At 44.2% G+C, this 14570-nt stretch carries 9 protein-coding genes and 3 pseudogenes; 1 reads left to right on the forward strand and 11 read right to left on the reverse strand.

The genetic code is table 11. From position 1 onward, the window contains the following. The first annotated feature begins 42 nt into the window (after window positions 1–42). Window positions 43–1718, forward strand: a pseudogene (gene pilB, locus B1L02_RS13200) (type IV-A pilus assembly ATPase PilB). A 345-nt stretch (window positions 1719–2063) separates the two neighbouring features. On the opposite strand, the gene katG reads toward pilB, so the two are convergent. The 11 genes and pseudogenes from katG to kdsA form a co-directional block, all read right to left on the reverse strand. Continuing rightward, window positions 2064–4247 (reverse strand): catalase/peroxidase HPI, encoded by a 2184-nt coding sequence (gene katG / locus B1L02_RS13205; RefSeq protein WP_088531401.1) that lies wholly within the window; start codon window positions 4245–4247, stop codon window positions 2064–2066. A gap of 196 nt (window positions 4248–4443) precedes the next feature. Further along, window positions 4444–5844: a Na+/H+ antiporter NhaA gene (gene nhaA / locus B1L02_RS13210; RefSeq protein ID WP_088531402.1), complete on the reverse strand. Its 1401-nt coding sequence runs from the start codon at window positions 5842–5844 to the stop codon at window positions 4444–4446. Beyond that, window positions 5834–6840, reverse strand: a pseudogene (hflC, locus tag B1L02_RS13215) (protease modulator HflC). Before hflC ends, nhaA begins: the two are co-directional and overlap by 11 nt. Then, a complete protein-coding gene (gene hflK, locus B1L02_RS13220) occupies window positions 6840–7793 on the reverse strand; it encodes an FtsH protease activity modulator HflK (RefSeq protein WP_197696997.1) in 954 nt (317 codons plus the stop codon). The pseudogene hflC and the gene hflK overlap by 1 nt, the downstream one beginning before the upstream one ends. Window positions 7794–7973: 180 nt before the next feature. Continuing rightward, window positions 7974–9035: an alanine/ornithine racemase family PLP-dependent enzyme gene (locus B1L02_RS13225; RefSeq protein WP_088531404.1), complete on the reverse strand. Its 1062-nt coding sequence runs from the start codon at window positions 9033–9035 to the stop codon at window positions 7974–7976. Continuing rightward, window positions 9032–10227: pseudogene (locus tag B1L02_RS13230) on the reverse strand (DUF1611 domain-containing protein). The gene B1L02_RS13225 and the pseudogene B1L02_RS13230 overlap by 4 nt, the downstream one beginning before the upstream one ends. A 393-nt stretch (window positions 10228–10620) precedes the next feature. Then, on the reverse strand, window positions 10621–11706 hold the full coding sequence (gene rlmM, locus B1L02_RS13235) for a 23S rRNA (cytidine(2498)-2'-O)-methyltransferase RlmM (RefSeq protein ID WP_088531405.1): 1086 nt from the start codon (window positions 11704–11706) through the stop codon (window positions 10621–10623). A 13-nt stretch (window positions 11707–11719) separates the two neighbouring features. Continuing rightward, window positions 11720–12088, reverse strand: a complete 369-nt coding sequence (locus tag B1L02_RS13240) for a DUF423 domain-containing protein (protein WP_088531406.1) — start codon at window positions 12086–12088, stop codon at window positions 11720–11722. Then, window positions 12081–12719 carry an alpha/beta family hydrolase gene (locus B1L02_RS13245; protein WP_088531407.1) on the reverse strand — a complete coding sequence of 213 codons (639 nt, stop codon included), beginning with the start codon at window positions 12717–12719 and terminating at the stop codon, window positions 12081–12083. The genes B1L02_RS13240 and B1L02_RS13245 overlap by 8 nt, the downstream gene beginning before the upstream one ends. Then, window positions 12716–13621: a transcriptional regulator GcvA gene (locus tag B1L02_RS13250; protein WP_088531408.1), complete on the reverse strand. Its 906-nt coding sequence runs from the start codon at window positions 13619–13621 to the stop codon at window positions 12716–12718. The genes B1L02_RS13245 and B1L02_RS13250 overlap by 4 nt, the downstream gene beginning before the upstream one ends. Window positions 13622–13707: 86 nt before the next feature. Then, window positions 13708–14562, reverse strand: a complete 855-nt coding sequence (gene kdsA, locus B1L02_RS13255; RefSeq protein ID WP_088531409.1) for a 3-deoxy-8-phosphooctulonate synthase — start codon at window positions 14560–14562, stop codon at window positions 13708–13710. Between the last annotated feature and the right edge of the window lie 8 nt (window positions 14563–14570).

Consider the following 14570-nt stretch of genomic DNA (forward strand, 5'->3'; position numbering starts at 1 on the left):
TAAATATTGAATATGCATTCAATGTGAAGGCAAAGAGGTACTATGGAACATCATTCCCCGCTACTGCGTAAATTTATTACCTTAGGGCGAGTCACTGCTGAGCAAATAAAGTCTCGCCAGTCAGAAGCAAACACCACTGCCGAGTTGATTTGCCTAAGTTCAGGAATGAGCTCCAAAGAGCTAGCTGAAGAATGCCTAGACTTATTTAAAGTGCCATTCTTTAATCTTGATCACTTTAATGTCAGTGAAATTCCATCAGCGCTAGTCAAAGAAAAACTGATCCGTAAACACCATATTTTACCGCTAGTACAAAAAGGTAGAAAACTCTACGTTGCTGCCTCCGATCCCACTGATTTTGGCGCATTTGAAAACTTTGAGTTTAGTACTGGGTTACAGTGTGAAGTACTGGTAACCGACTACAAAAAACTCGAAGCAAAGATTGATCAGCTGTTTGATGCAACAGGCGGCCTCTCGATCTCTGAAGAAGAATTTAAAGAATTTGCAGACTTAGAAGTCGATGACGAGCCTAAACAGCAAAACACCAACGAAGACAAAGACGATGCGCCAATCATCGTTTATATCAATAAAATCTTAATGGACGCGATAAAAAAAGGCGCGTCGGATCTGCACTTTGAGCCCTACGAGAAAAAATATCGCGTTCGCTTTCGTATCGATGGCCTGCTGCATGAAATGGCAAGCCCACCTAACACACTAGCGACTCGGCTCGCTGCCCGTATCAAAGTAATGGCGCACTTAGACATAGCGGAAAAACGTAAACCGCAAGATGGCCGCATTAAATTAAAGATTTCCGAGCGCAAAAGTATCGATTTTCGTGTGAGTACGCTGCCTACCATGTGGGGCGAGAAAATCGTAATGCGTATTCTAGACTCGTCCAGCGCCATGTTGGGGATTGACGTGCTAGGTTATGAGCCAGAGCAGAAAAAACTCTACCTCGACGCACTAGAGCAGCCTCAGGGCATGATTTTGGTAACCGGCCCAACGGGTTCTGGTAAAACTGTTTCACTTTACACGGGTTTAAATATTCTTAATCAGCCAGAGCGCAATATCAGCACAGCGGAAGACCCAGTCGAAATAAACCTCGAGGGCATTAACCAAGTACAAATCAATATCAAAGCGGATATGACCTTTGCCAATGCCTTGAGGGCATTCCTGCGTCAGGATCCTGATGTGGTGATGGTAGGTGAGATCCGTGACCTTGAAACCGCAGAGATCTCAATAAAAGCGGCTCAAACTGGTCACTTAGTATTGAGTACATTGCATACCAATTCCGCGCCTGAAACGCTCACTCGTCTATTAAACATGGGCGTGCCGGCGTACAACGTAGCAAGCTCGGTGAGTCTGATTATTGCCCAGCGTCTCGCAAGACGCCTCTGTCCTAAGTGTAAAACAGCAGAAACGCTGCCAGAAGAAGCCTTGTTAGGGCAAGGCTTTACTGCCGAGCAGATTAAAGAGATTACCCTTTTTGCGCCTAAAGGCTGTGAACACTGCACCGATGGTTACAAGGGCCGTGTGGGTATTTATGAAGTGGTAAAAATCACGCCTGAGCTTTCGCACCTGATCATGGAAGGGGCAATTCTCTTGAGATTGCCGAAAAAGCAGAGCAGTTAGGTTTTGATAACTTACGTAAGTCTGGTTTGAGAAAAGCCGCGGCAGGCGTAACATCGCTTACAGAAATCAACCGAGTGACAAGTTATTAAGACTGATTGATTAAAGCAAAAAGATTACGATGTAAAATCGCGCCCACAAATAAGCTAACACCCGCGTGGGAGCTGCTTTACGCGGCGAGCTTGATGAAAAAGGCGATGTAAAATCGCGCCCACAAATAAGCTAACACCCGCGTGGGAGCTGCTTTACGCGGCGAGCTTGATGAAAAAGGCGATGTGAAATCGCGCCCACAAATAAGCTAACACCCGTGTGGGAGGCGCTTTACGCGGCGATATCAAAGCCTCAAGCACAATGCTAAGAGAGCGCCACCTCAGCCGCAGCATTGTGCATATCCCGCGACGCTTAGTTGAGTCACGGGATAGCGACTCGGCTAACAATTAGTTTAAATCAAAACGATCTGCATTCATCACTTTAACCCAAGTATTAACGAAGTCTTTCACAAACTTTTCTTTGTTATCATCTTGCGCGTACACTTCTGCGTAGGCTCTTAGCACTGAATTTGAGCCGAACACTAAATCAACTCTTGTAGCCGTCCATCTCACCTTTTTAGAGCGTCGGTCGACGATATTATATAGATTTTCACCAGCAGGCTCCCAACTGAAATTCATATCAGTTAAATTTACAAAAAAGTCGTTCGTTAATTGACCTACTCGATCAGTAAACACTCCATGCGTCGTGTTACCATGGTTAGTACCCAATACACGCATACCACCAATGAGTACCGTCATCTCTTTAGCCGAAAGCCCCATCAATTGCGCACGGTCTAATAGCATTTCTTCAGCTTTTACTGCGTAATCTTGCTTTAACCAGTTTCTGAAGCCGTCATGGACAGGCTCTAGAACGTTAAAAGACTCTGCATCGGTTTGTGCCTCAGTCGCATCTCCCCGTCCTGGGGAGAAAGGTACAGAAACAGATACTCCAGCAGCTTTAGCTGCAAGCTCAAGCGCTGCACTGCCACCGAGCACAATCAAATCCGCCATACTGATAGGTTTTTCACAACTTTGTTGAATTGACTCAAGTACCGTCAAGACTTTGCTTAACCGTTCGGGCTCATTTCCTAACCAGCCATTTTGTGGAGCAAGCCTGATCCTAGCGCCATTGGCACCTCCTCTAAAGTCGGATTTTCTGAAGGTCCGAGCACTATCCCAAGCTGTCGTAATAAGTTCTGAAATCGTGAGTTCTGAACCTAAAATCTGCTGTTTAAGTGCAACTATTTCACTTTCACGGAGCACATAGTCAACGCTCGGTACAGGGTCTTGCCATAACAAATCGGCTTCGGGCACTTCTGGACCTAAATAGCGGCTTTTAGGACCTAAGTCTCTATGTGTTAATTTAAACCAGGCCCTAGCAAAAACATCCTCGAAATAAGTGGGAGAAACATAGAACTTGTCTGAAATTTTGCGATAGGCGGGGTCTTCTCTTAGTGCCATATCTGCATCTGTCATCATTGGCATGCAGCGTTTACTTGGGTCTTCTGCATCTACTGGCATATCTTCTTCTTTGATATCTATAGGCTGCCATTGCCATGCCCCAGCTGGACTCTTGGTTTTTTCCCACTCGTACGTGAGCAGTAAATAAAAATAGCCATTGTCCCATCGCGTTGGATTGGTCGTCCAAGCACCTTCTATCCCACTGGTAACCGTGTCGCGGCCTATTCCTCTCGAGGTATGGTTTATCCAGCCAAGTCCTTGTTCATGTAAATCGGCATTTTCAGGATCAGGACCGAGTTTTTCTGCATTACCGTTACCATGTGCCTTACCAACGGTATGACCACCAGCGGTGAGAGCAACGGTCTCTTCATCATTCATTGCCATTCGAGCGAAAGTAACTCGCATATCTGCGGCTGTTTTTAGTGGGTCTGGATTACCATCAACGCCTTCAGGGTTAACATAAATCAGTCCCATCATGACTGCTGCCAGCGGGTTTTCAAGCTCGCGGTCGCCAGTATAGCGACTATCTGGGCTGTTCGATGGTGCTAACCACTCCCTTTCACTGCCCCAATAAGTATCTTTTTCTGGGTGCCAAATATCTTCCCGACCACCAGCGAACCCAAACGTTTTAAAACCCATGGACTCGTAGGCAACGTTACCTGCCAGAATGATTAAATCAGCCCAAGAGATCTTATTGCCATATTTTTTCTTAAGAGGCCATAGTAAGCGACGCGCTTTATCTAGATTTCCGTTATCCGGCCAGCTATTTAGTGGCGCAAAACGCTGATTACCAGTATTTGCACCACCGCGGCCATCAGCGACACGATAACTACCCGCTGAATGCCACGCCATTCGGATCATCAAACCTCCATAATGTCCCCAATCTGCCGGCCACCATGGTTGTGAATCTGTCATTAGTGCATGAAGATCGTGTTTTAGTGCCTGATAGTCCAGGCTTCTGAATGCATCTGCGTAATTAAAGTCGGGGTCCATAGGATCCGTTTTACTATCGTGCTGGTGCAAAATATCAAGGTTAAGACTATGCGGAAACCACTGATGTTCACTCCGCACTGCTGAGGTATTTGCGCCATGCGCAAATGGACATGAGGATATACCTTTACTGCTTTGCATGAGATGTTCCTTGGTTACTTGTTGAGAACGGAACTACTGACGAGTAAATAATAGATAAAAATTTACAAAAAAACATAAAAAAGGACCATTTAAGCACTCTTCCAAGGCTCATTAATTGTACTTTTGTGAACTTAAGTTTACTTGTTTTAACCCATAGTTTATTTAGGCTTTTTAGTCAGTAAGCCAGGCATTTGTTTTACTTAGATAAAGGTTTTTTATCGTTGATGAGCGTTGAACTGACGTTACTTTGAACAGGTGAAACTTTTTTAGCGTTCGCCATTGATATGTATTTTAAGACAACGCATCCCAATAATGCTGAAATAACGGATGCTAATAAAATTCCCAGCTTCGCCGAGTTTACTTGTGCTGCACCATAAGCTAAATCGGCAATAAACAAAGCCATTGTGAAACCAATCCCTGCTAACATGCTGCCACCACACACCATATTCCATCCTAAGCCGTCGGGTAGTTTTGCCAGTCGTATTTTGACTGCAACCCAGCTAAGTAACATGATCCCTAAAGGCTTGCCGATCACGAAGCAGACCAATACGGTTAAAGTCAGTGACGACATGAAATTTGCACTTTTTAGTACAATCCCTGCATTCGCTAACGCAAATAGAGGCATAACGACAAACCCAACCCAAGGGTGGAGTAAAATTTCTAGCCGCTCGACTGGTGAGAGCGCTTCTCTTGCTGCGGCTTCTGCCGTTTTTAGTGCTCTCCTATCTGGTGTATCACCGCTTTTACGTTCCTCTAAAGGAAAATTCATCACACATTGCATAATACGATGCAACCGCTCATCATCTACCCATTTCGTCGTTGGGGTCATAAGCCCCAATGCCACACCGGTGATTGTTGGGTGAATTCCAGACATATCCACAGCTAACCAAATTAATCCACCTGCGATAAAGAATAGGGTAAAGCTGCGAACGCCGATAAAAGACATCATTTTCACTGCGATGAGACCAGTCAAAGCAACCCCAACAGCAAGCCAGTCAATCCCCTCACCGTAACCTATTGCGACCACCAAAATGGCGCCGATGTCGTCCACGACAGCGAGTGATAACATAAACACTCGTAAGGCCTTTGGGATACTGTGGCCAAGCAGGGCCAAGCAACCTATAACAAAGGCTGTATCGGTGGACATTACGGTCCCCCACCCGTGCAGCTCCGGTCTACCGTATTGTAGTAACAAGTAGATAGATCCCGGAATCAACATGCCGCCCAGTGCAGCTGAAATCGAAAACATAGCCAGCTTCGGATTACGCAACTCACCTAGCACTAGCTCGCGTTTAAGTTCCAACGCAACTAAGAAAAAGAATATTGTCATTGCGCCGTCGTTGATCCATTCGTGCAATGAGCGTTTTAGCTCCATATCTTTGAAACTAATACCAATTGAAGCTTGCCAAAATTGCGAATATGACGTGCTCAAATCTGAGTTTGCAAACAGTAGCGCAATAATGGTTGCGAGAAATAGCGTCGCGCCCGCAGCCGTTTCGACTTTTATAAACCGAGTCACAGGCCGAATAAACCAATCTACATGTTCTTTTGGCAATTGCGTTAAGTGTGATGGATTGGTTTGATATTTATCTCCCATTTTTTGTCGCTTTGTGCGATTTTAAAAGCGCTTTATTCACATTTGTCTTATTCAAATATTGCAGTAGCTCATTCTTTGTTGAAAGTACTAAGGTGGTGTTGGCAGAAATAACCACAGGGTAAGAAGCCATTGAACGCGTAAATTCATACAAAGCTTTAGATTGAGCGCTTTGGCTATAAGCTTGCGCATATATTTTTGCCGCGGTTGCATCGGCCTCTCCCCTTATCTGCTCAACTCGCAGGTAGGCTTCGGACTGGATTTTATTTAATTCTCTAACCCTATCTCCCCTTATTCTCGCAGCTTCGCCATTCCCCTCAGATAAAAAACGCTCAGCAATTTGTCGCCTCTCGCTGACCATTCTTTCATAAATTTTTGGTCGCACACTGGCATTGTAATTGATCCGTTTAAAGCGAATGTCTAGAAGCTCTATACCAAAAACACGTACCTTCTCCTCGGCAGCAGAGAAAATTTCTTGTTCAACTAATTTTCGACCTTTCTGTATTGGCACTAAAGTACCTATTTTCAAGTCTTCTTCAAACGTGCTTAATACCCTTCTCTTAACGGACTTCGGTTTTTATCTGTTCGAATAATCTCTATAAGCTCATGCTTTGCAACCGCATTTCTTGTTTCGCTTCCCAAAATGTCATCCAACCTTGATTGCGCACTTCGCTCATCTTTCAAGCGAAGAAAGTACTGCAAAGGTTCGGTAATGCGCCATCTAGCAAAAAGGTCGACAGAGATATAAAGCTTATCTTTTGTAGGCATGTCAGAAGGTCTGCCATCCCACTCTAAAACCCGTTTCTCCATTATGTTAACTTGTTGAATAAAAGGCACTTTGATCTTTAATCCCGCATGCGTTATCGGCATACCGACGGGTTTGCCAAATTGAGTAATAATTACCTGCTGTACTTCGCTTACACTGTATAACGCGTTATTTAGTAGCAAAGTAGCAATAGCAATGACTGCAATCACTAAGATCTTTTTCCTGTGTTTCATTATTTCTCTCCCATTTTTATATCGCCTAGATGCAGTAATGGCAGAATATGAGTGGTATTTTCATCAATAATAATTTTCGAGCGAATGGTCGGAAGCACGAGCTGCATTGTTTCTATATATATTCGTCGCGTGGTGACCTCTGGAGCTTTGATATATTCTAGATATAACGCATTGAACCGATCAGCATCTCCTCGCGCCTCATTAATACGTTTTAGACGATAACCATCAGCTTCGCGGATCCGTTGATCTTTTTCTCCCAAGGCAAGTGGGATCACTTTGTTATAATCCCTTCGCGCTTCATTGATTAATTTCTCTTTTTCTTGTTGCGCCTGATTCACTTCATTAAATGATGCTTGTACTGGCTCGGGAGGATTAATGTTTTTTAATTGTACTTGGTCAATTCGTAAACCCATTGCATATTTGCTTGATAAAGCCTGCATTTTAATTAGCGCTTCGGACTCGATCTCTTGTCGTCCAATCGTAATAACTTCGTCGACGGTTCTGTCCCCTACCACCTCCCGCATTACCGACTCAGACACGTATCGTAATGTTTCAGCAGGCTCCCTTACTTCAAAAAGAAACTTTTTTGGGTCGTCAATACGGTACTGTACTACCCACTCCACCAATGCCGCATTTAAATCTCCTGTAACCATTTGGGTTTCTTTTAACCCTTGGGACAGGCGTGGCATTTGGTGGGGATCTCCAGCACCAAGTGTTGAGAAACCAAACTCCTGCTTTAGTTGCCGTTTAACAGGCACAATAGTGGTGTTGTCTATACTCAGGGGCAATTTAAAATGTAACCCAGGATGTTCCAAAGAGGAGAACTTACCAAATCGCTGGACAACAGCGACAGAATCACTAGGAACCGTATAAATCGAGCTCCATATAGTTATGGAAAGACTAGTAATAATTATAATGATGAAGAAATTTGAAGGACTACCGCCTGGCAGCATATTTTTGTAATGAGAAAGTTTATTGACGATATCATCTAAGTCTGGAGGTGATTTGTTTCCTCCCCCCACGGGTGTCCAGTTTGATTATTCGGGCTCATTTCAAACACTCTCTTTTTTAATGTGATACATAGCTTAAATTAAGCTTTCGTTTTACTTGCCGCGACTAAAAAGCCTACAGGTTCATTGATAAAAGTACTTTCTTACATAGGGGGAGGTCATCGCAGATAGCAGTCCTACATAGTCCAGCTTAAATCTGATCTCTTGACCAACCTTCAAAGGTTTTCTTACACTCTCGACTACCATGTGGTCACTGCTGCTCGCGACAATAGTGATCCCTGTTGGTGGTGTTATGCCTGAAGGATTAACATCCTGACGACCAAGGGCTAACAGTGCTTGATCAACCAGTTTCCGATTTTTGACTTCTGGTGATTCACCGAAGGCATTTTTATAACGCCTTCCCCAAGGGGCGGATGGTTTTTTATTGGACTCAATAACTTCAGCGACCAACGTTATGGCATCGGTATTGGCTCCAGCGATGGGACGCTTATTTAGCGCTTCTACTCCAAAATAAATAGACTCTCCTAGCCTCAGTTGAGTGACACAACTCCGTTGATCTAAACTAAATGCCCATAGCAAACTCGCTGAACTCCCACCGGATATCACTTGTAGCCTAATGCCAAATTGATTTTCAACTTCTAGCATTAACTTGGCCAACTGCGCCATATTTTCTTGCTCTGGTGCAACACCATAACGACACGCTAGGTTGGCGCCAATTCCTTTTAATTCGATATTTGACAGGGCTAATGTTTGCCTTATTGTATTCGACAGTTGCTCAGGCATAACCCCCTCTCTCAAATCGCCAAGTTCCACCATAATAATAACGCCGTGGTAATAACCCGCCTTCTTAGCGGCTTTTGCAAGCGCTCTAATGATTTGTAACTCGGTATTAAGACTCACTTCGCAGTTCAGTACCACTCTGTCTACTTGACTTAACATTGGAGAACGGATCAGCATAATTGGTATTGTAATCCCTGCACGTCGCATTCTTTCAATGTTCTCAATACGGGAATCAGCCAGCATATTGGCTCCAGACTCGACTAACATAGCCGCAACCTTAGGATGTCCCATAAATACTTTTGTTACTGGTACAACATCTATACCATGACGCTTTAACTTGTCGATAAGGAGGCGTGCATTCACCGCAATCTTAGCACAGTCGATTTCCAGCCTAGGATTGCTCATTGCAGTGTTGGTAGTTGTTTTATGAGCTTTGGAAACGCCCTAAGCACCATGTGAACTAGAAATTTACTGGAACGCTTTAGTGCATCTGTAACTGGTATACTAAATTCTTTAGAGTAATGGTATATGTGTTCATCGATATCATCCTCCGCCATTCCTTCGTGATTTATACTAATACCTATTACCTTTGCATGAGCGAATTGCTCAATCAATTCGATCTCACTTGCAATTGAGGGCATGGCCATCTCATCAAAATCAACTCGGTATTTCCGGTAAGGTGCATGCTGCAAAATAATAGCATCTGGTGCCGCGCCCCTTATGATCATCGCACTGGTCGAAAATGCGGGATGACTCAAGGCCCCTGGCCCTCGATAATCATTACATCTGGTTTCTCAATTTCATAAGCCCGATAAATAACAGCTTCGAGCTCTCCTGGACCAAATTGAGCGGGTATTGCGTCCATCACCAAACTGTATGGCGCGCCTTGAATAACTCCGGTTTGTCCTGTCGCGACCAAAACAACGTTTAATCCGTATTGCCTCAGCGCACAGGCAAGCTTTGTTGCTGTTGTGCGTTTTCCTATCGCGCAATCCGTCCCCATAATCACAATTTTTGGACAATCGACTCGATTGACAAGACCACTAAAAATTCGCAAGTTGCTTGTCGCTCTAGGCCTGCGAATATCCAAAATCACAACACCAGATTTACGGCTAGCAGCAATAAATTCAGGATCATTATTTAGATATTCGTGCAGTCCATTAACAATATTCATCCCCAGCTTTATAGCATCTAAAATCACTTGCTTATCAAGAACGGATAAAACACCACTTGATGGCGCCATGCCAAATATAAAATACTCCGGAACTTCTTTTGCCATCTCAATAGCTTCATTTAAACTTGCATAAATTGGGATACCATTGCGTTCACCATCTAAAGCATAGCCTGAGTCCAGCCCAGCCTTTTCACTATCTATAACCGATAATATTCGAAATTTAGGAGAATAACGGACAAGTCCATTGGCAGTTTTGCCATCGGTTTTTGTAAAGTTTGCTTCGCAGAAAATAACAGCACTTGGCGTGGCCTCTGAACCACTACAGTGATAAACATTTAATAAACCTCTGTGCGTATGTGGATGTATACGCTCATCAGGAAGGGTTGAAAAGCGGTTGCCTAAGAAAGACCTGTTCGCACACACGATATCACCTCGGTAAGAATAATACTTAGTGGGCTGACTGTCCGTGCCAAGGTACAGCTTCGGAAGCGATACAAACAATGCCCACTAAGTATACTGGGGAACTCCAGTGTAGACCTTTTATTGAGCAATAAGTAGCATCTAAATGAATTATTTTCATTTGCTAATTTTAAAAAGTTAAATATGCACCTATTTCAGCAACTTAAAAACAGGGTTAACTAATGAATTTTTTATGTCACAACTTCTAATCTGAACTTCAAGCTTGTTTTAAGTCCACACGCAGGGTCGCTGATGATAGAAGGGAGAAATGAGACTCCGGAGCCCGTCCGGAGTGAAATCGGTGAAAGCAGAGTAATAAGATAAACCCTAGCGGTGCATAAGTTACGTTCCTCTAAATCAACTATAAAGATTCTGTGGTACTTTCAATACGTTGATATGAACCGTGACTTCTTCACGGTCGTGGTACAGATGTTTTGCTTGGATTTCATAATCCACATTGTACTTTTGCAGCTCTTCATGGATAAGCGTAAGACATTCATACACACTGTCGAAACGTTTTTTCATCGGTAGCTTTAAGTTAAAGATCAACTCACGAGCAAACGCATTCACCACCCAGTCCACCATCAAATCAGCAACGCGAGTTGGCTTTTCGACCATATCGCACACAAGCCAGTCAATATTGCGCTTTTCAGGGCGATATTTAAATCCGTCTTCTCGATAGTGTTTTACTTGTCCTGTTTCCATGAGGTCATCATTCATTGGACCATTGTCGATTGAGGCGACAAACATGCCACGGCGCACAAGTTGGTATGTCCAACCGCCGGGACAAGCACCTAAATCAACTGCTCGCATCCCCGCACGCACACGTGTCTCTTGCTGATCTTTAGGCACAAAGACATGAAATGCCTCGTCTAATTTTAGCGTCGAGCGGCTTGGTGCGTCCGACGGCATTCGCAGACGTGGGATCCCCATAAAGAATGGCGAATTGTTATCACTAAACGAATAACCGACATAAGCGGTGTTATTAGCAAGGAACAACACGTGTAACACAGGCTTGGTAGGTTTTACCTCACGAGTCAGCTTGTTTTGCTTCTCGAGCGCCTTAGACAAAGGCGTTGAAAACTTTTTACAGAATTTAGAAAGTTCTTTTCCTTCGTTAGTATCTGGCGTTTCAACGCGTAGCTCACCACACAAAGGAAAGCCTTCCACTGCCGCTTTTATCACGCTCACTCTGTCTTCAATCGGCATATGGGTATGTAATGTGCCGACAAACCACTGCCTTGCAAACACCAGTTTCTTAAAGTCGATTTTCTTCGCTAATGTCTCTGCATCATTTGGCGAAAAGCACTCAAATGTTACAAAAGCAGTATTCGGCTTAGCTTTTACGTAGCCAGCAATTCCATGCTTTGCAGCATAATGATTAATTTCGGCTGCGGCGTCACTTTCAAAACCACCGCGACAATAGATAACGATACTCGACATTAGATTCTCTAGATTAAAAGGAAGATTTAGCAGCTTGAACTATCAATAAAACCCAAGCAATTAAAAAACAGATACCACCGATTGGGGTGATTGGCCCTAGCCATTTCATACCTGTTAAGGCAAGTAAGTACAAACTACCACTAAATAGCAATACACCAGCAATAAAGAAACCACCAGCAACTTGCACCTTTAGGCCCCATTTGATTAAAAACGCCGTGGCGATAATGGCAAGACCATGGGTCATTTGGTACTGCGCCGCCGTATTAAAAATACCAATGGCATAATCACTTAAGCGTCCTTTGAGACCGTGAGCGGCAAAAGCGCCCAGAGCCACAGACAATAAACAAAACACGCTGCCAATAATCAAGTAGAGCTTAGCCATGACAGCGCTCCTTAATAAAATTCGCCGCTATCACAGCAGCATTCGCGCGGCTTTCTGATCCGCTTACACCGCTCACTTTACGTGGTTTTAACGAGTGGTCACCATCTTTGAGCCATTTCACCGTTACCTGCTCTGGAAAACTCATGGCATCAACCTCTGTGCGATTGCCAAAGGTATCGCGTTCACCTTGTAAAATAAGCATGGGGCATTTCAATTCAGGAAAATGGTCCACTCTGAGCTTTTCTGGCTTACCAGGCGGGTGGAATGGATAGCCAAACGCGAGTACCCCTTCCATCTTCATGGTGGTTTCACAGGCCAGCATAGATGCCATACGCCCGCCCATCGACTTACCACCAATAAAGAGCGGCAAGCTTGGTTCGACCGCCGCAAGTACCAACTCAAAATACGCAAGTAACTTAGGGGCACGCTCTGGTGGGCGTTTTTTCCCTTCTTGTTTGGCTTGCTGCATATATTCAAAGTCAAAGAGTCCAACTTGAATTCCCATAGAAGCAAGCAACTTAGCCACTTCTTGCATAAAATCGCTATCGCTTCCTGCACCTGCACCATGGGCAAAAATAAACTGTGCAACTGGGTTTTCAGCATAGTGCCATTCAATATTTACTGCGCTCATAAACTATTTAACTCTTGTTCGTGTTCTACCATACCGAGCATCCATTCTTTGAATGAGACGATTTTACCCAGTTCCGATTGTGACTCTCTAAACACCAAGTAATAGGCATTTTTACTTTCAAGGTGATGACTAAATGGAATAACCAATCGTCCAGCATCTATATCCGGTCTTGCCAGTACGCTATTGCCCAGCGCCACGCCTTGGCCGTGAATAGCGGCTTGTAATACCATCGAAGAGTGACTGAAGATAGGCCCAGTATTTACCGCCACATTTCTTACTCCAGCGGTTTTCATCCAAGCTTTCCAAGCGCGACGCGTGGTGTCATGGAGTAAGGTATGTTGCGCAAGGTCGCTTGGCTGGTTTAGCGGCTTTGGACCAGTTAACAAAAACGGACTGCATAGCGGTACTAAATACTCAGTGTGTAATTTGTGAGTTTGCACCCCGTTCCAGTTACCACGACCGTAGTAAATCGCAACATCAACATCATCCGTTAATGAGTTATCATCATGATCTTGGGCTTTGATCCGCACGTCGATTTCAGGGTGCAACTCATTGAAGTTACTCAGCCTTGGTACCAACCATTGAATTGCAAAGCTCGGCGTCAAACTCACCGTTAATGAACCTTTTGCACCTCGCGCTAGAAGCTTTTCAGTCGCATCAATTAATTGTGAAAAAATATCTTTAATATCGAGGTAATAACCCTGCCCTTCCTCTGTTAGAAGTAAAGAGCGATTTTTTCGCAAAAACAGTTTCAAACCTAGATGTTCTTCTAAGATTTTAATTTGATGACTAACCGCAGCTTGAGTGACGTACAACTCCTCCGCCGCTTTGGTAAAGCTCAGGTGTCGTGCTGCCGCCTCAAAGGCTTTTAATGCATTTAATGGTGGAACTCGTCGTGACATTCATTCATGCCTATAAAAAAACCCGCTAACCGCGGGCAAGTAAAATCCCCAAACAACATCTAATAATGAGGTCGCTTGGGTATAGATTATAAATCAGCCGCGCTGGTGTCCAGTGGCGCAAAACTCTTAACTAGCTCATCTACCGCTTTCATCTGTTGTAGGTAGCCTTCAAGTTTAGCCAATGGCAATGCACAAGGACCATCACACTTAGCTTCATTTGGATTCGGATGCGCTTCAATAAAGAGTCCAGCTAACCCAAGCGCCATACCGCTACGAGCAAGCTCAGCAGCCTGAGCACGGCGGCCATCGGCAGAGTCGCTACGACCACCTGGACGCTGTAGCGCATGTGTCGCATCAAAAATCACTGGAGCCATACGCTTCATGTCATCCATGCCGAGCATATCCACGATCAGATTGTTATAACCAAAGCTACTACCGCGTTCACAGAGGATAACTTTGTCATTGCCCGCTTCATTGATCTTCTTAATGATATGACGCATTTCGTGTGGCGCTAAAAACTGTGGTTTTTTCACGTTGATCACCGCGCCAGTTTCCGCCATAGCGACAACTAAGTCGGTTTGACGAGCAAGAAACGCAGGTAACTGGATCACATCAGCAACTTCTGCAACGGGTTTTGCTTGGAAAGGTTCATGTACATCGGTGATCACCGGTACATTAAAGGTTTTTTTGATTTCTTCAAAAATCTTTAAGCCTTCTTCCATACCTGGGCCACGGTAAGAATTAATTGATGAGCGATTAGCTTTATCAAATGACGCTTTAAATACGTATGGGATCCCAAGTTTATTCGTCACTTCAACGTAATGCTCGGCAATTTGCATTGCCAAGTCGCGTGACTCAAGCACATTCATCCCACCGAACAGCACAAACGGCTTATCGTTTGCAACTTCTCGTCCCGCAACGTTAATAATATCTGTATTCATTTTTTATC

The sequence above is a fragment of the Pseudoalteromonas piscicida genome, from assembly GCF_002208135.1.
Taxonomy (GTDB): domain Bacteria; phylum Pseudomonadota; class Gammaproteobacteria; order Enterobacterales; family Alteromonadaceae; genus Pseudoalteromonas; species Pseudoalteromonas piscicida_A.

What these genes read in the sequence shown, in the direction of transcription:
- katG (WP_088531401.1), bottom strand. Translation starts at nt 4,247, where the DNA reads ATGCAAAGCAGTAAAGGTATATCCTCATGTCCATTTGCGCATGGCGCA.
- nhaA (WP_088531402.1), bottom strand. Translation starts at nt 5,844, where the DNA reads ATGGGAGATAAATATCAAACCAATCCATCACACTTAACGCAATTGCCA.
- hflK (WP_197696997.1), bottom strand. Translation starts at nt 7,793, where the DNA reads ATGCTGCCAGGCGGTAGTCCTTCAAATTTCTTCATCATTATAATTATT.
- B1L02_RS13225 (WP_088531404.1), bottom strand. Translation starts at nt 9,035, where the DNA reads ATGAGCAATCCTAGGCTGGAAATCGACTGTGCTAAGATTGCGGTGAAT.
- rlmM (WP_088531405.1), bottom strand. Translation starts at nt 11,706, where the DNA reads ATGTCGAGTATCGTTATCTATTGTCGCGGTGGTTTTGAAAGTGACGCC.
- B1L02_RS13240 (WP_088531406.1), bottom strand. Translation starts at nt 12,088, where the DNA reads ATGGCTAAGCTCTACTTGATTATTGGCAGCGTGTTTTGTTTATTGTCT.
- B1L02_RS13245 (WP_088531407.1), bottom strand. Translation starts at nt 12,719, where the DNA reads ATGAGCGCAGTAAATATTGAATGGCACTATGCTGAAAACCCAGTTGCA.
- B1L02_RS13250 (WP_088531408.1), bottom strand. Translation starts at nt 13,621, where the DNA reads ATGTCACGACGAGTTCCACCATTAAATGCATTAAAAGCCTTTGAGGCG.
- kdsA (WP_088531409.1), bottom strand. Translation starts at nt 14,562, where the DNA reads ATGAATACAGATATTATTAACGTTGCGGGACGAGAAGTTGCAAACGAT.